At 73.4% G+C, this 16,719-nt stretch carries 15 protein-coding genes; 4 read left to right on the forward strand and 11 right to left on the reverse strand.

Translation table 11 applies throughout. From position 1 onward, the window contains the following. The first annotated feature begins 66 nt into the window (after positions 1 to 66). On the forward strand, positions 67 to 495 hold the full coding sequence (locus ABC270_RS08390; RefSeq protein WP_412880362.1) for a DUF6892 domain-containing protein: 429 nt from the start codon (positions 67 to 69) through the stop codon (positions 493 to 495). 77 nt (positions 496 to 572) lie between these two features. Here the strand turns inward: ABC270_RS08390 and ABC270_RS08395 are convergent, their stop codons facing one another. The 3 genes from ABC270_RS08395 to ABC270_RS08405 all read right to left on the reverse strand — a co-directional run bounded on the left by ABC270_RS08395 (position 573) and on the right by ABC270_RS08405 (position 3,493). Further along, positions 573 to 1,268 (reverse strand): uracil-DNA glycosylase, encoded by a 696-nt coding sequence (locus ABC270_RS08395; RefSeq protein WP_412880363.1) that lies wholly within the window; start codon positions 1,266 to 1,268, stop codon positions 573 to 575. A 168-nt stretch (positions 1,269 to 1,436) separates the two neighbouring features. Further along, positions 1,437 to 2,639, reverse strand: a complete 1,203-nt coding sequence (locus ABC270_RS08400) for a glycosyltransferase (RefSeq protein ID WP_412880364.1) — start codon at positions 2,637 to 2,639, stop codon at positions 1,437 to 1,439. Beyond that, a complete protein-coding gene (locus ABC270_RS08405) occupies positions 2,636 to 3,493 on the reverse strand; it encodes a DUF429 domain-containing protein (RefSeq protein WP_412880365.1) in 858 nt (285 codons plus the stop codon). The genes ABC270_RS08400 and ABC270_RS08405 overlap by 4 nt, the downstream gene beginning before the upstream one ends. A gap of 32 nt (positions 3,494 to 3,525) precedes the next feature. On the opposite strand from ABC270_RS08405, the gene ligD reads away from it, so the two are divergent. Beyond that, complete coding sequence (gene ligD, locus ABC270_RS08410; RefSeq protein ID WP_412880366.1) at positions 3,526 to 4,554, forward strand: non-homologous end-joining DNA ligase; 1,029 nt, start codon at positions 3,526 to 3,528, stop codon at positions 4,552 to 4,554. Here ligD and ABC270_RS08415 read toward each other — a convergent pair. The 3 genes from ABC270_RS08415 to ABC270_RS08425 all read right to left on the reverse strand — a co-directional run bounded on the left by ABC270_RS08415 (position 4,551) and on the right by ABC270_RS08425 (position 7,498). Further along, positions 4,551 to 4,688 carry a hypothetical protein gene (locus ABC270_RS08415; RefSeq protein ID WP_412880367.1) on the reverse strand — a complete coding sequence of 46 codons (138 nt, stop codon included), beginning with the start codon at positions 4,686 to 4,688 and terminating at the stop codon, positions 4,551 to 4,553. The two genes, ligD and ABC270_RS08415, sit on opposite strands and share 4 nt — an antisense overlap. 78 nt (positions 4,689 to 4,766) lie before the next feature. Continuing rightward, complete coding sequence (locus ABC270_RS08420; protein ID WP_412880368.1) at positions 4,767 to 5,810, reverse strand: ATP-dependent DNA ligase; 1,044 nt, start codon at positions 5,808 to 5,810, stop codon at positions 4,767 to 4,769. Positions 5,811 to 6,055: 245 nt separating this feature from the next. Continuing rightward, positions 6,056 to 7,498, reverse strand: a complete 1,443-nt coding sequence (locus ABC270_RS08425; protein ID WP_412880369.1) for an MFS transporter — start codon at positions 7,496 to 7,498, stop codon at positions 6,056 to 6,058. A gap of 18 nt (positions 7,499 to 7,516) precedes the next feature. Here ABC270_RS08425 and ABC270_RS08430 point away from each other — a divergent pair, with 18 nt between their 5' ends. Beyond that, entirely contained in the window at positions 7,517 to 8,374 is an 858-nt protein-coding gene (locus tag ABC270_RS08430; protein WP_412880370.1) for a helix-turn-helix transcriptional regulator, read from the forward strand. Positions 8,375 to 8,436: 62 nt separating this feature from the next. Further along, entirely contained in the window at positions 8,437 to 9,480 is a 1,044-nt protein-coding gene (locus ABC270_RS08435; protein WP_412880371.1) for an MBL fold metallo-hydrolase, read from the forward strand. Positions 9,481 to 9,514: 34 nt separating this feature from the next. Here ABC270_RS08435 and ABC270_RS08440 read toward each other — a convergent pair whose 3' ends face one another. From ABC270_RS08440 to ABC270_RS08460, 5 genes are all read right to left on the reverse strand, one after another. After that, positions 9,515 to 10,147, reverse strand: coding sequence for an FMN-dependent NADH-azoreductase (locus ABC270_RS08440; protein WP_412880372.1), 633 nt, complete (start codon positions 10,145 to 10,147; stop codon positions 9,515 to 9,517). 130 nt (positions 10,148 to 10,277) lie between these two features. Further along, entirely contained in the window at positions 10,278 to 11,951 is a 1,674-nt protein-coding gene (locus tag ABC270_RS08445) for a putative Ig domain-containing protein (protein WP_412880373.1), read from the reverse strand. 204 nt (positions 11,952 to 12,155) lie between these two features. Continuing rightward, on the reverse strand, positions 12,156 to 13,517 hold the full coding sequence (locus ABC270_RS08450) for a hypothetical protein (protein WP_412880374.1): 1,362 nt from the start codon (positions 13,515 to 13,517) through the stop codon (positions 12,156 to 12,158). A 228-nt stretch (positions 13,518 to 13,745) separates the two neighbouring features. Then, entirely contained in the window at positions 13,746 to 15,674 is a 1,929-nt protein-coding gene (locus tag ABC270_RS08455) for a hypothetical protein (RefSeq protein ID WP_412880375.1), read from the reverse strand. 107 nt (positions 15,675 to 15,781) lie between these two features. After that, the gene (locus ABC270_RS08460; RefSeq protein ID WP_058725901.1) at positions 15,782 to 16,684 is read right to left on the reverse strand and encodes a LysR family transcriptional regulator; all 903 of its coding nucleotides are present in this window, start codon (positions 16,682 to 16,684) and stop codon (positions 15,782 to 15,784) included. Positions 16,685 to 16,719: the final 35 nt, after the last annotated feature.

Consider the following 16,719-nt stretch of genomic DNA (forward strand, 5'->3'; position numbering starts at 1 on the left):
CCCGTGTCCTGTGCGACCCACGCCGATCGGACACCTGATCGGCACCCGATCGCTACGCTCCGGTCCATGGACGCCGAGACGAACACCACCGAAGAACCCGTCGAGTTCGCCGACTTCGCCGCGAAGCTGCTCGTGCTCGACGTGCTCTGCTACGACCTCGGCGTGCTCGAGCCGTACGACGGCGACGTCGAGGGGGAGACCGACGAGGACCTCGGGGTCGACGGCCAGGACGACCGGGCACGCGAGTACTACGACGACCTCGACCTCCTGCCGTCGCACCTCGCGCTGGTCACCGAGCTGACCGTCGACACCGACCTCGAGGTGCTCCAGGACGTGCACCCCGGGTGGGACGGGTCCGACGACCGCTACGACGTGCAGAACTGGGACGACCTGCTCGAGCTCCCCGCCCTCGAGGTCGTGTACGCCGCCGCACCGCTGCCCGCGCACGTCGCCGACGCGTTCGCCGCGAAGGACGTCGAGGTCCGCTCCGCCTGACGCGCGGCGGCGCGCGGGTCCGCCCCGCGCGCTCGTCGCCGCCGTCGCCGTCGCCGTCGAGCGACGAGCGGGCGCCGTCAACCGTCGCGGAGCGCCCGCATCTCCGCGGTGAACTGCGCGGCACCGCCCTGCGCCGGGTGCCGGACGGCGACGGCGTCGATCCCCGCGAGCGCCAACGCCCCCTGCGCCTTCCGCCCGACGGCGACGACGCGCACGTCACTCCCGGCCGCAACCCCGGCCGCGTCGGCACCAACACCGGCACCGGAACCGCCCGCCCTCGCGTCCGCGCGCGTCGCCCGGAGCGACCGCAGGGCATCGAGCAGCGCGAGCGCGACGGGCGCCCCCGCGCGGACCTCCGCCGGCCGCGGCGTCCGGTTCGTCAGCCGGTCCGGCGCCGCGAACGGGTGGTGCGGGAACACCGCCCACGCCAGCGGCAGCGGCCCCGTCCACTCCGCGAGGACCGCCTGCACCACGCGCGACGACGCCTCCCACGGCGCGCTCGGCTCCGGAGGCACGAGGTACTCCGGCCCGAGCTCCCGCATGCTCGTGAACGGCACGCCCGTGTTCGTCATGCCACGCCACCCGGGAGCCTCGGCGACGAGCAGCATCGTCGCCGAGCGCCCGACGGTGTCGAGGTACGTGGCGAGGTTCGCCCGACGCAACCGACCGGCAGCGGTCCCCACGTCGTACAGGGCCTCGGCGTCCGGGGCCACCGGTACCGCGTCGAGCGCCGCCCAGAACCGGTCGAACGGAGCGCCGTCGTTCACGAACACCTCGCACCGTGCGACGCGCGCGTCCGACGGCGCGGGGTTGCACGCACGGTGCGACGCCGAAGCCCCCGCACGACGCGCGAAACCTCGCACCGCGCCCGTGGAACGCCCGGCGCGCCCCACGCGCCTGAAGCGCCCGACCCGTCCGGAGTGCCCGACATGGCCACAGGGCTACGCCCGCCCGAGGACCCGGCGGTACACCTGCTCGAGGCCGGCCGCCGACCGCTCCCAGCTCAGCCGCTCCGCGTGCTCCCGACCCGCGGCCGCCAGCGACGCCGCGTACCCGGAGTCGGTCAGGATGCGCGCGATCTCCGCAGCCCAGACCCCCGGGTCGCGCGACTCGAGCACGACCCCGGTCTCGCCGTCCACCACGGCCTCCCGGAGGCCCCCGGCAGCGGCGGCCACGACGGGCACCCCGGACGCGGATCCCTCGAGCGCCACGAGGCCGTACGTCTCCGAGTGCGACGGGACGAGCACGGCTGCCGCGCCACGGAACAGGAACGCGAGGTCGGCCCGGGACTGCGGACCGACGAACGTGACCCGGTCGGCGATGCCGTGCTCGGACGCGAGCCGGCGCAGCTCTGCCACGTAGTCGCCCGCCTCGCTCGAGGCGTCCCCCGCGATGACGAGGGTGGGGCGGGCCTCCCGGTCGATGCCCGCGATCGCCTCGATCGCCAGGTCGAGCCCCTTCAGCGGCTGGACGCGGGCGGCCGCGACCACGTACGGGACGTCCGCGCGTCGCGCACCCGCAGCGGCCGGTCGGAACACCGAGCCGTCGACGCCCGGTGGGACGATCCAGACCCGGCCGGGGTCGCCGCCGAGGCGGTCGCGGACGGTCTCCGCCTCGGCCGACGACACCACGACCACCGCGTCGGACTCCCGGGCGAGCAGCTGCTCGCCGGCGGGGCGGCCCGCGGACTCCGGACGCTCACCCTCGGACAACGGGGTGTCCGAGGCGGCAGCGATCGAGTGGAAGGACTGCACGTGCGGGATGCCTCGGTCGCGGGCCACCGGGAGCGCCGCGGCGCCCGAGAACCAGTGGTGCGAGTGCAGGACGTCGTAGGGACCGAGGTGGGCGAGCCCCTCGCGGAAGGGCTCGATGAACGCGTCGTGCTCGCCCTTCGGCACCGGTTCGGCCGGCCCCGCGGAGAGGAAGCGCAGGCACACCCCGGGCACGAGCGACACCGAGTCCGGCTGCGTCGGCGACGAGCGCCGCGTGACGATCTCGACGTGGTGCCCGCGGTCGGCCAGGGCCTCGGCCTGGTGCCGGACGACGACGTTCATGCCGCCGACCTCGCCGGAACCCGGCTCGTCGCCGGGGGAGGTGTGCAGCGACACCAGCCCGATGCGCAGGGGATCGGTGGTGGTCGTCACCCGTCCAGCCTACCGACGGGGCGCCGCTGGGACGCGCGGGCGGGCGCCACCACGACGGGCCGGCGGCCCGCCTCGTCCGGCGGCTCCGCCGGGTCGACCGGGAGGCCCGGATCACGTCCCAGCACCTGCACCCGCCCGTCGCCGTGCCGCTCCCAGAACGCGGCCGTCCAGGCGCACAGGGCGCCGTCGAGCAGGTCCTCCCGGTGCTTGTGCGTCGGCCCGTGCACCCCCGAGGGCTCGGCCAGCCCGGCCGTCAGCGGGTGCGAGTCGAGCAGCAGGGGCGGGTCGAGCGGTGTCGTGCGGAGCCGGTGCACGAGAGCGTCGAACGCCACCGCGCGTCGGGCCCGGGCCTCTGCCGCCGGGATCCGCGTGTCGAGGCGCTTGTACCGGGGCCGTTCGTCGTCGTGGCCGAGCTCCTCCACGCCGACGAGGGTCGTGTACGGGTAGCACTCGAACACCGCCGGACCCGTGCGCTCCCGCATCGACGCCGTGCTGTCGACGTACCCGACGCCGAGCGTCGTCAGCCGTTCGAGCAGCCGGGCGCCGGCGCTCGCCGCGGACGCGAGGTTCGTCGGGTTCGCGGCGACCTTCCACCGTCCGTAGCGCTGCCCGACCTGCCGTTCGGCCTCGCGGATGCCGGTGGCGTTCGTCACGACGAGGGAGGCGTCGACGGCGATGAGCGTTCGGGGACCGAGGTGCGCTGCGACCCACTCGGTCACGGCGTCGACCCCGCGCGCCCAGCCGGCGTCGGTGATCCTGCCGTCGGCTCCCATCGCCACCAGGCCGGTCTCGTTCGCGGGCTTCCGCTCCGAGCCGAGCCCCCACGCCAGGTCCACCCCGAGGTACGCCGTCACGGTCCCATCCTGCTCCGTGTACGGTCCGCTGCATGGCGAGCGAGGCGACGACGCTGACGGTCCCGGGGCCGGACGGCGACCGCGAGGTGCGGATCAGCAGCCCCTCGAGGGTGCTCTGGGCCGAGCCGGGGATCACGAAGCTCGAGCTCGCGGAGTACCTCGTCGCGGTCGGGGACGCGTTCGTCCGGGCGAACGGCGACCGACCGATCTCGCTGCAGCGGTTCCCGGGCGGCGTCGACGGCGAGGACTTCTTCTCGAAGAACCCGCCGAAGGGCGCGCCGCCGTACGTCCGCGACGTCGAGGTCACGTACCCGAGCGGGCGGCAGCACCCGCAGCTCGTGGTCGACGAGCCGGCCGTCGCCGTGTGGGCGGCGCAGATGAACACCGTCGTCTTCCACCCGTGGGCCTCCCGCGCCGAGGATCCCGACCACCCCGACCAGCTCCGCATCGACCTCGACCCACAGCCCGGGACGGACTTCCGCGACACCGTCCCGGTCGCGCACGAGCTCCGGAAGGTGCTGGCCGAGGTCGGGCTGACCGCGTGGATCAAGACGAGCGGCAACCGCGGTCTGCACGTGTTCGCGCCGGTTCGACCCGAGTACGAGTTCCTCGACGTGCGGCACGCCGTGATCGCCGCCGCACGGGAACTCGAGCGGCGGATGCCGGACCGGGTGACGACGGCGTGGTGGAAGGAGGAGCGCGGGCAACGGGTGTTCGTGGACTTCAACCAGGCCAACCGCGACCGCACGATGGCCGGCGCCTACAGCCCGCGGGCGCTGCCGCACGCGAGTGTGTCGACTCCGATCACGTGGGAGGAGCTCGACTCCGTCGATCCGACGGCGTTCACGGTGCGCTCGGTACCGGAGCGGCTGCGCGAGCACGGCGACCCGTGGAAGACCATGCACGAGGAGCCCGGCGATGTGGCACCACTGCTGGAGTGGTGGGAGCGGGACCGAGCCGACGGACTGGGCGAACTGCCGTTCCCGCCGGACTTCCCGAAGATGCCGGGGGAGCCGCCGCGCGTCCAACCGTCGCGCGCGAAGAACACCGAGAAGGACTAGTTCCGCTCGTCGACGACCGGTGCGCTGTCGTCCACCCGCGTCGTCCGCATCGGCAAGCTGACGCTCGCCGTGTTGAGCCGCGTCAGGCGCGACCACGTGCCGCGGTGCGTTTCGCTGATGCCGTCGATGACCATGGTGTCCTCCTTGCCCCCGAGGTTACTAGGTAGCCTAACTAAGTCGAGCATAGGAGCGGAGATCGGACAGGACAACCGTTACTCGAGGACTGCTCGGAGATCCCAGGCGACGGGGACGTCGAGCTGGTCGTGTCCGCACGACTCCGGATCGCGGTCCGGTCGCCACCGCTCGAACTGCACGGTGTGCCGGAAACGGTCGCCCTCCATCTGGTCGTACCGCACCTCCAGCACGAGCGTCGGCTCCAGCCGGACGAACGACGTGTCGCGACCCGACGAGAACCGCGACCGTTCCCCGTCACCGGTGACGGGCCTCCCGTCCGCGTCCCTGACGACCACCGGCTCGAGCTCCTCGACCAACTCGACCCGCCGTCGGTCCGAGAAGGCGGAGACGCCGCCCACCTGTCGGAGTTCCCCGTCGCTGTCGTACAGCCCGACGAGGAGCGATCCGACCCCGCGCCCGCTCTTGTGGACGCGGTAGCCGATGGCGACGACGTCAGCCGTCCGGTGGTGCTTGACCTTGAGCATCGTCCGCTTGCCGGGCTCGTACGGTCGCGCGCGGGGCTTCGCCACGACGCCGTCGAGTCCGGCGCCCTCGAAGGTGGTGAACCACTCGCGGGCGAGGTCGACGTCGAGCGTCGTCCGGGTGACGAAGAGCGGATCGGACAGGTCACGGCCGAGCTGTTCCAGCCGGTTCCGCCGTTCGTCGAACGATCGGTCGGTGAGGTCCTCACCGTCGACCGCGAGCAGGTCGAACGCGACGAACTGGGCCGGCGTCTCCCTGCTGAGCTTCGCGATGCGGGACTCCGCGGGGTGGATGCGCTGCGACAGGGCATCCCAGTCGAGGTGCTCGGCGCCGGGGCCGCCGGAGCGCAGGACCACCTCGCCGTCGAGCACCACCGGGTGGTCCCGCCCGCCGAGTTGCTCGCGGAACGCCTCGACGAGCTCCGGGAAGTAGCGGGTGAGGGGCTTGGCGCCGCGGCTGCCGATCTCGACGTCGTCGCCCTCGACCGTGACGATCCCGCGGAAGCCGTCCCACTTCGGTTCGTATCGCAGGCCGCCCCGCACGCTGTCCGGCTCGGGCACGGTCGGGACGGCCTTCGCGAGCATCGGTGCGGTGTCCATGCGGCCTGTCTACTCGCGCGGGGCCGAGTGATCGGTTCGTTCCGTGGCCGATCCGGTGCGCGATCCCCGGGGATCGCGCAGCGGATCGGCCACCGGCAGGATCGACGTCCCGCTGCGTGTGCTTCCGGCGCCCAGACGCGGTCGCGGTCCGCCTGGAGGCACGGTGCGGGTCCGGCGGACCACGCGCGGGCGCGTGCGCGGCCGGCCTGGAGGCACGGTGCGGGTCCGGCGGACCACGCTCGCGGTCACGGGGTCGGCAGGCGGAGTGCCTGCGGGACGAGCGCCGCGGTGCCGACGACGAGCACGACGCCGATGACGACCGCGCCGGTCTGCACGCCGGCGCCGCCCGACACCGCCGAGAAGCACGAGCCGAGCCCTGCGACCCCGAGCGCGATGGCGGTCTGCTGCGCCGACACGAGCACTCCGCCGCCCACGCCCGCGGAAGCCTCGGGTACCTCGCTGAGGACCGACCGGAAGAGGCACCCGACGCCGAGCGCCTGCCCGCACCCCACGAGTGCCAGTCCGACCCCGAGCACGACGAGCAGCACGACCGGTCCGGGACGCGCACCCGTCGTCCCGAGCAAGCTCAGCGCACGCCAGCCCCACGTCAGGACGGCCAGCACGACCGCGAGCCCCACGGCCTCGACGACGAGCCCGCCGACGAGCACCGCGCGGCCGGAGCGGGCCAGGAGCGCTGGTACCCGTGCCGAGGACACGACGTACGCGATCATCACCGGCGAGATCGCGACCCCGGCGGCGAGCGGACCGAGCCGGAGCCCGTCCTGCGCCACGATCGAGAAGGCGAACATGAACGTGCCGAACAGCACGAAGAACACCACGAGCGTCGGGAGTCCGCGTCGCATCGACGCCGCCCCGCGGATGAGGTCCACCGGCAGGAACGGTGACACGCCGCGGCGGGCGGCGACGACCGACCACCGCACGAGCACGACGCCCGCGACGACCGAGACACCGAGCGCGGTCCAGGTCCACCACGGCCAGCCGTTCGCCGGGCCCTCGGCCAGGGCGACCAGCAGGGCACCGAGTGCGACCGCGAACGCGACGGTGCCACGGACGTCCGCTCCGACCCGCACGGCCGACCGCGAGCGGGGGACCGCCCGCCGGACGAACAGGAGCGCGACGAGCCCCACGGGCACGTTCACGAGGAACACCGCCCGCCACGACAGCGTGGACACGAGCAGACCACCGAGCAGCTGCCCCACGATGGAGGACACCCCTCCGGCGGCGGTGTACAGCGCGACCGCCCGACCGCGTGCCGTCCCCGTCATCACCGCGCGGAACGTCGCGAGGGTCTGCGGCACCATGAGTGCGGCGGATGCTCCCTGCATGATCCTCGCCGCGAGCAGCGCCCCGGTGGTCGGCGCGAGACCGGCGGCGAGCGAGGTCACGGTGAACGCTGCGAGGCCGACGACGAAGAGGCGGCGGCGGCCGTACTCGTCGCCCAACCGCCCGCCGAGCACGAGCAGGACGGCGTACGCGGTGCCGTACCCGGCGACCACGAGTCCGAGGGCCGCGGGGGAGGGTCCGAGGTCGCGGCGGATGGTCGGCAGCGCGACGTTGACGATGAAGAAGTCGAGGCCGGCGAGGAACGGGCCGACGAGGAGGACGAGGATGCCGCCGGCCCGGATCGTGTCGGGAGCCTGCGTGCGGGGTGCTGTCGCGGTCGTCATGGGAGTAGCGTCGCGCTCGTGACATCCGGGTACCAGACCACTGCTGACACCAGTACCGACACCACCAGGCTCGACGCCGTGGAACTCGGTGCCTTCCTCCGCTCGCGGCGAGCCCGCGTCACACCGGCCGACGTCGGTCTCCCGGACGGGGCACGGCGGCGCACACCGGGACTCCGCCGCGAGGAGGTCGCCCAGCTCGCCGGCATCAGTGCGACCTGGTACACCTGGCTCGAACAGGGCCGACCCATCAACGTCTCCGAGCAGGTGCTGCAGGCCGTCGCCCGGACCCTCCGCCTCGACCGGCACGAGCGGGCGCACCTCTTCACGCTCGCCGGTGCGTCCCTGCCGACGGGAGCGGAGGAGCACGCCGTCGACGCCGCGACGCTGCGCCTGGTGCACGCCGTCGAGCCGTGGCCCGCCTGCGTGCAGAACGCCCGCTTCGACGTCCTCGCCTGGAACCGCGGGTACGGCAGGCTCATCGGCGACCTCGACCGCGTCCCGCCCCTCGACCGCAACTCGGTGTGGCTGATGTTCACCGACCCCGACTGGCAGGCCGCGCTCGTCGACCGGGACCGGCTGGCCCGCCAGTCCGTCGCGCGCCTCCGGTCACGCTGGCCCGAGCACCGGGACGATCCCGCCTGGCGCGCCTTCGTGGAGCGACTCAGGGCGGCCTCCGAGGAGTTCGCCCGCCTGTGGGACTCCCGCGACGTCACCGAGGCGGTGACCGAGCGCAAGCAGGTCCTCAACTCGGACGTCGGCCGCCTCGACTTCGAACTCGCCACCTCGTGGCTGAGCCCCGCCGTCGGCACCCGCCTCGTGGTCTTCACGCCGGCTGACGACGACACGGAGCGCCGGCTCCGCGACCTCGTCGCGTGACGCTCCGGCCTGGAGGCACGGTGCGGCTCCGGCGCGACGGCGCCCGTCGCTAGGGTGGGCGCGTGACGACCGTGCCCCCGCCGGCAGCGCCGGCACCGGAACCGACCAGTCCCGTGCAGGCCGCGGCGCTCCGCGACGGCGTCCTGCCCCCGGCCGAGGAGATCCGCCCCGGCGTCTGGACCCTCGCTGTCCCGTTCCGCTTCGGTGTGCCGGACGCCACCCTCGTCTACGTCGTCGAAGGAACCGACGGCGTGCTGACCCTGATCGACCCGGGGTGGTCCGCCGACGACGACCTCACCGTGCTCCGCGAGGGACTGGCCGCGATCGGGCGCTCGCTCGACGACGTCGGGCTCGTCGTGGTCACGCACCTGCACGCCGACCACCTCGGTGCCGCCGCGGCCGTACGGCGGGCGACCGGCGCCCGGATCGCCATGCACGGGGCCGAGGTCGAGGCGCTCCGCCACGAACGTGCCGACGCCGCCGCGAACGATGCCGACATCGCGTCGTGGGGGCTGCCCGACGACCTCCGTGCCGGCGTCGTGGCCGCATGGGGGAGCGGACGACGGATCGGACTCGGTCGCACGACGGAGCCGTACGCCGATCTGCTGCTGGAGGACGGCGACGCTCTGCCCGTCGCCGGTCGGGACATCCGCACGCTGCACACCCCTGGACACACCGCCGGCCACTGCTGCTTCGTCGACGAGGGGGACGGCCTGCTCTTCACGGGCGATCACGCCCTGCCGAGGATCAACTCCGGGATCGGGCTCGGCGGACGGACCGCCTCGAACCCGCTCGGCGACTACCTGGCGTCGCTCCGCAGGCTCGACCGGTACGCCGGCCTCGAGGTCTGCCCCGGCCACGAGTACCGCTTCCGGGACGTCGTCGCCCGCGCCCGGACGCTGGCACGGCACCGCGAAGAGCGCTCGCGCCACGTCGCCGAGGCACTCGACGCCCTGCACGAGCCGACGCTGTTCGAGGTCGCGGCGCGGGTGCCGTTCAGCGGCGGGATCGGGTCGATGACGGGGTTCCTGCTCGCGAGCGCTCTGACGCAGACGGCGTACCACGCGGCGTTGCTCGGGCGCGCGGGCGAGGTGCGTCCCGCCTGATCGATGCGGGACGTGACGCGGTGCGCCCGGAAGGTCAGACGACGGTGGTGGCGAGGCGCTCCAGGGTGGTCTTCGCGTCGGCGAACTCGGCGGCGGCGTGGTCGGCCAGCGGAGCGAGGTCCGGGAGTCGGTCGGCGAGGGTGGCGCTCACCGTCACCGGGTAGTGCTTCATGCCGAGGGCCGTGCCGAGGATGATCTGCAGCACGGGGGAGCCGTGGTCCCATCCCTCGGTGGGGGTGTCTGCGTCGTACGTGCCGCCGCGGCTGACCACGGTGACGACCGGGCGGCCGGCGAGGGGCTGCACATCGCCGACGAGCACGCCCGGGATGTGCACGCGGTCGAGCCAGGCCTTCAGCGTGGACGGGACCGTGTAGTTGTAGAGCGGCGAGCCGACGAGCAGGACGTCCGCGGCGAGGAGTTCGTCGATGATCGCCTGGCGGAGCGCCTCCGCCTCGGGGGCCACGACCTCGTCCGCGGTGCGGTCGTGCGCTGCCCAGTGCAGGGCCGAGTTCTCGAGGTGGGGCAGCGGCTCGACGTGCAGGTCCCGCCGGACGACGGTGTACTCGGGGCCGCGTGCTCGCCACGCATCGGCGAACGCCGCGGTCAGTGCGCGGGATCGGGAGTGGGCGAGGTCCGCGGAGGAGTCGATGTGCAGCAGCGTCGGCATGCGTCCACGCTACCGACGCGACACCGCCGTGTGACGGAAGTGGCCCCGTCGCGCCGTGAGGGGCGGGACGGGGCCGGGGTGGGCCTCCCGTCGGTCACGCGGGCACGCGACCGACGGGAGACGTCCTGTGTCAGCGCTGGGCGTGACGGCGGCGCAGGGCGCGCGCGCCGATCAGGCCGGCGCCGGCGAGCACGAGGCCGAGGGCCCAGGGCAGGGCTCCGGTCGCGTCGGAGCCGGTGTATGCGAGCTGGTCGCGGGTGGCGGTGCCCGTCGCCGTCGGCGTGACGGCCACGGCCGGGGCGACCGTCGGGGTGACCTCGACGTCGAACGAGACCGGCTGGAGCGCTTCGGCGGAGACGGTCAGGCGGTGCGTCGAGGCGTGCGGGAAGGTGACGCTCGTCACGCCGAAGTCGCCGGCGCCGTCCACGGTGTACGGCTTGACGACGTCGCTCGCGACGTTCGACGTGACGGTCGCCTTGACGGTCGGGTTCCCGTCGTCGTCGGTCGAGTCGATGTCGTTCCCGAACCGGTCGACCGGTGTGCCGTAGACGAGGAGGGTGCCGCCCTGCTTGACCGAGACGTGGTCGACCAGGTCGGAGTCGTCGGCGAAGAAGCCGTCGCTGTCGGGGTCGATGGTGACGCCGACGACGCTGCCGTCCGGACGGATGATGTACACCGAGCCCTTCTCGCCGTCGAGGAGGCCGGCGTCGAGCGCCTGCGCTGCGAGGCCGTAGGCCGCAGCCGGGTCGATGGTCAGCTCGGCGTAGACCGTGGTCGTGACGTCGCCGTTCGTGGCGGTCACGGCGAAGTCGTACGTCGACGCCTCGGTCGCGGTGCCGCTCAGCTCACCCGTGGCGGGGTCGAACGTGATGCCCTTCGGCAGCTGGTCCTCCGGGGTGTACTCCCCGTCACCGTTGACGTCGCCGTCCTCCTCCCAGCCGAAGCCGAGCGTCGAGTCCGCCTGGGCCTGTGCCTGGTTCGACTCGACGTTGTCGATCGAGTCCTCCTCGTCGTCGTAGTACCAGGCGAGCTGGTACGTCGGCGCGGGGTAGCCCTCGGCGCGGAACGTGTAGGAGAACACCTCACCGGCGGTCGCGTCCTGCGGGAGGTAGTAGGTGTCCTCGTCGGCTTCGGTGCCGCTGTCGAGCGGCGTGCCCGACTCGTCGACGAACACCGGGTCCTGCGTGATCTCGGCCGACTGCTCCGACTCGACCGGGCCGGTGACGACGCCGGAGACATCGCCGGTCACCTCGACGGAGACCTTCGTGCCCGCGTACGCGGCGTCGACCTTCCAGGTCTGGGACTGCGCCTTGTAGATCGGAGCACCGGTCGCGTCGAGCCACTGGTACTTGAACGAGCCGTCGGCGTCGAAGCCGTCCCAGCTGGCGGTGAGCGTGGAGCCGACCTTCGCGTCGCCCGTGATCGTCACGGTCGGGGCGGCGACCGCAGCGGTGGTGCCCGCATCAGTGGCGTCACCGGCAGCCGGAGCCGAGGAGCGCGAGTGCGGCAGCAGCGGGAACGTCGGCGCGGTCGACTTCGTGGGCGTCGACCCACCGGTCGGCGCGGCCGTCGACGTGGCCGACGGGGTCGTCGTCGGGGCGGGTGTGTCGGTCGGCGACGGCGTGGTCGTCGGGGCCGACGTCTGCGTCGGATCGGTCGGCGCGGACGTCGAGCCGTCCGTGTCCGCCGGTGCGGCGTTCGCCGCCGTCGCGGTCATGATGCCGAGGCCGGTCGTCAGGACGACGAGCGCGGCGGTGGTGCCGAGCGCGCAGGCGCGTCGGACGGTGGAAGTGCTTCGACGCACGTTCTCCCCCAGGGTCCAGGTCCGGTCGGGTGCCGGATCGTAAGAGTTCGCCGAGAGTTTCGGCTCTCGGATCGTAGGGCCGCGCTGAACGGACACGAAGGCTCGACGCCGAAATGTGACCAGGGTTGGGGGGAACCGTGCGGAAACCGGCGCGGGTCCGGTGCCGATCGGCACCGGACCCGCGTCATCGGCGGAGGGAGCTGCTCAGAGGCGGCGCCGACGCAGCCGGAACCCGAGGAGCGTCGCGCCCGCGGCGAGGAGGCCCGCACCCCATGCGATCGGACCGCGCTCGTCGGCACCCGTGTACGCGAGGGTCGCCCCCGTGCCGGTCGCCGAGGTCGCGACGGCGGTGGTCGCGATCGGCTGCACCGTGACGACGAACGATGTCGAGACCCCGTCCTGCGCGACGGTCAGGCGGTGCTGCGACGCGTGGGGGAACGTGACGCGGACGTAGTCGTCCGCGGGGACGGGCACGATCTGGTCGGACGCGATCGAACTCGTCACCGTCCCGATCGGCTGGTGGCCGACCGTGCCGAGCGACGTCAGGTTCCCGAACCGGTCGACGGCGAGGCCCGTGACGCGCAGCGTGCCACCCTGCTTCGCGGGGATCGACGTCACCCGTCCGAGGTCCTTCCCGGTGGCGCTGAACGACTCGATCACCCCGGCGGGATCGATCGCGTATGCGCCGTGGTCCGGGTTCCCGTCCCCGACGATCGTCGAGACACCGACCGGCGCGGCGGGGCGCACCGTGAGTCGGACGTACTCCGTCGCCGTCGCCGTCCCGCGGAGGGCGACGACCTCGAAGTCGTAGGTGCCCGCCGTGGTCTCGGTGCTCGTCAGCACGCCGGTGGACACGTTGACGGTGAACTTCGACGAGGGGGCGTCCTGGATCGCGTACGCGGTGGAGCCGGAGCCCCCGACGACCTGGAAGGTGTGGGTGAACGTCGCCCCGGCGGTCGCGGTCAGCGCGAGCGGCTTCGCCTTCGTGGACGGCTCGGTGAAGGACACGGGTGACGGGGCGACCGTGACCCGCACGTACTCGGTGACCTGCGTGCCACCGCTCAGTGCGACGACCTCGAAGTCGTAGGTGCCGGGCGTGGTCGGGGTCGTGCTCAGCACGCCCGTCTCGACGTTCACGGTCCAGGCGCTCGACGGTGCGTCCTGGATCGCGTACGCGACGGTGCCGTCGCCACCCGTGGTGTGGAAGGTGTGGCTGAACGGGGTGCCGACGGTCGCGCTGAGCGCGAGCGGGTCAGCCTTGGTCGACGGCTCCGTGAACGCGAGCGGCGTGCTCGCGGCCGGGGTCGAGCCAGTCGAGGCCGACCCGGTCGAGGTCGTGCCGGTCGGGGTCGAGGTCGACCCGGTCGAGGTCGAGCCGGTCGAGGTCGACCCGGTCGTCGTCGATCCGGCGGCGGGCGCTGCGGTCGACGTCGACGTCGCCGTGTCGGTCGCCGCGTTCGCCGCGGAGACGCCGAACGCCGCTCCGGAACCGACGGTGACGATCGCGATCGCGGTCGCCGCGACGAGACCGGCACGACGGCGCGGCGAGAAGGTGGTGGTACGCATGGATTTCCCCCCTGGGAGGTCCTGGGTCGCAGGGCGGCCATCCGCTCCTGTCGACGCTGACGTTACGGCTTCCCCGGGGCCTGCGAGTGGATTCGACGTTGCGGTTCCATCACGGAACCATTCCGGTTCACACAGCATCTGACCTGGGGTTTTCCACAGCAACCCAAACGAGCGGACGGGAGGCGTGGTGCGGGCTCGCCCCGCGCCTCCCGGGCGCTGTCGGTCGCGTCAGGCGCGACGGCGACGGAGGCGGTGCAGCAGCAGACCGCCGCCGGCGGCGAGCAGGCCGAGCGCCCACCCGAGCGGCCCCGAGGTGTCCGACCCCGTGTACGCCAGGGTGCCCGTCGCGTCGTGCCCGGCCGAGGCTCCGGCGTCGGGCGAGACGTCGAACGGGATCGCCTGGGAACCGCCCTCGTAGCCGACCGTGACGACGTGCCGGGAGGCGTGCTCGAAGGTGACCGTCGTGCCGCCGCTGAGGGGGTCGAGGGCGAACCGGTCGCTCGCGACGTCGCTCGTGAGGGTGCGGTCGACGAGGTGGTCCAGGACGTTGCCGAACCGGTCCTCGGCGACGGTGAAGACGACCATCCGGTCACCCTGTCGCGCAGGGACGGCGTCGACGCGCTCGCCCACGGGGTCACCGTGGACGTGTTCCACGGTGTCACCCTCGACGTACCACCAGTCCTTGGTGTCCCCGGCGTCGGCCTGACGCACGCTGACGTCGAAGTGGTCGAACGCTGCCGGCGTCACGGTGAGCTCGACGGGGAGGACGGCTTCCACGCCGCCACCCGCCGCGACCACCCGGAGGTGGTACGTCCCCGCCACCGTGCCGCTGCCGGTGAGCGAGCCGGTGCGGGGATCGATGCGGACGTCCAGGCCGTCCTGTCCCTCGTACGGTGATCCGTCCGGGGAGCGGAGCTCGTACCGCAGGTCGTCGCCGCCGCCGGTCACCGGGAACTCGGCCGAGAACGCCTCGCCGGCTGCTGCCGTGAACCGGCTCTCCGTGCCCGGGGTGAACCCGAACGACTCCGTCGCGGCGCTGACGTCGACCGTGAACGAGGTCGAGGCGCCACCCTCCGAGACCGTCAGGGTGCGCGAGCCGGTCTCGGTGAAGGAGACCGAGTTGGACCCGGCGTCGGACCACACGACCCGGTCGGAGGCGACGGTGCTCGTGACGGTCGACCTCGGATACGGGTCGTCGTCGCCGCCCGGCGTCGTGCGGTTGCCGTACGCGTCGACCGCGAGGCCGGCGAGCACGAGGGGCGACCCCTCGGTGACCGGGACCTCCGGAACGACGCGCACGCGCCCCCGGCCCGCCGCCTGCTCCCAGATCGTGCCGTCCGTCTCGACCTGCCACGTGCCGTCGCCGTCGGTGCTCGACACCGAGAAGGTGACCCCGACCGGGACCCCCGGGCGGACGGTGAGCCGCACGTACTCGACCGCACGCTCGGAGCCGCTCGTCGCGACGACCTGGAAGTCGTACGTGGTGGCGAGCCGGGCGGTGCCGGAGAGTCGTCCGGTCGCCCCGTCGAGCGCGTAGTCGTTGTCGAACGAGCCGTCGCCGACGACCGGCTCACCACCGGTCCCGCGGAGTTCGTACGTGACCGGGTCGGTCCCGCCGGTCGCCGTGAAGGTCCGGTCGACGGTGTCGCCCGCGGCGACCTCGAGGACGAGCGGCGCGCCCGCGGTCGTCCCGACGGGGAACGCGAGGCCGGCGCGCTGCTCGGCGGGAGCGGGACCGGCGGGGGAGGTGGCGGCCGGGACGGACGCGCGGGGGTCGGCGGACGAGCCCGGTGTGCCTGGCTCGTCGCGCTTTGCCACGCCTACGTGGCCGGCCGTCCCGGCCGGGGTGACCGTCTCGTCGGGGCCGGCCGTCCCGGCCGGGGCCACCGTCTCGTCGGGGCCGACCGCGTGCGGCGGGGTGGTCGTCTCGTCGGGGTGGGCCGACGTCGTGTCGGGTGCCGGGCCTCCCGGCTGATCGCCGGTGGTGGCGACCGACGTGCCGGTCGTGCCGGTCGTGGCCGTCGGTGTCGCGGTCGGGACGTCGTCGGCGAACGCCGCGGTGGCACCGATGCCGAAGGCGGACGACGCGGTGACGACGGCGACGGCCGCGCCGATCACGGCGCCGGGACGGAGTCGGCGTGGGCAGGACTGCTGCATGAGATCCCCCTGGTTGTCGACGGGCACGGGACGTGCCCTCGTCCAGGGGTGTCGCGAGGACCGGGAGCCTGACGGCGTCTCGGTCTCGGTCCGGTAACAGTGCTCGATCAGGCTGCGACGACCGCTGCGGCCCGCTCCAGCTCCGCACGCAGGGCGGTGACTGCCGGCGAGGACGACCCCGCCGACCGGACCACCGTGAAGATCGTCCGCCGTGGTCGCTCCGGGAGCTCGACGAGTCGGCACGTCGTCGTTCGACCGGTCCACATGAGGTCGGGCATGAGACTCACCGCGTTGCCGGACTCGACGAGCCGGATCTGCGTCTGCAGGTCGGCGGTCTCGTAGCGGACGTCGGGTTCGAACCCGTGCCGGCGGCAGACCTGCTCCGCGAAGTGCCGTGACGCCGTGCCGCGCGGCTCCATCACCCACGGCAGGGCCTCGGCGTCCGCGATCGACGAGACCGACGCGAGCGCGGTGTCGACCGGGGGGAGTGCCAGGCGGACTGCGTCGGTGGTGAGGTCCTCGCGCTGGAGCCCCGGCAACCGCGGCGCCGCGTGCGCCGGGTACTGCTCGGCGATGACCATGTCGAAGTCCCGGATCCAGGTCTCGTGCAGCGCGGTCTCCGGCTCACGCTGGACCATCTCGATCCGCACGTCCGGGTGGGCGGTCGCCATCGCGTGCAGGGCGTTCGGCATGAGCGCGAGCGCCGCGGACTGGAACACCGCGACCCGGACACGGCCCTGGACGGTCGGCATCGAGCCCTCGACCTCGGACTGCGCCTGCTCCAGGACGTCGAGGACGTGCCCGGCCGCCTGGACGAGCACCTCGGCCTGCGGGGTGAGCTGGAGCCGCCTGCCGGCCTTGCGCAGGAGGGGGACGCCGGCCTCGCGTTCGAGGGCCGCGAGCTGCTGTGAGACGGCCGACGGAGTGAAGTTCACGGCCTCGGCGACGGCGGCGATCGTGCCCCGGATGGACAGCTCACGGAGGAGGACGAGACGGCGGACGTCGAGCATGGCATCAGTTTAGGAGAACTGCACGGTACTCGTCA

The organism is Curtobacterium phoenicis (assembly GCF_047238015.1).
Lineage (GTDB): Bacteria > Actinomycetota > Actinomycetes > Actinomycetales > Microbacteriaceae > Curtobacterium.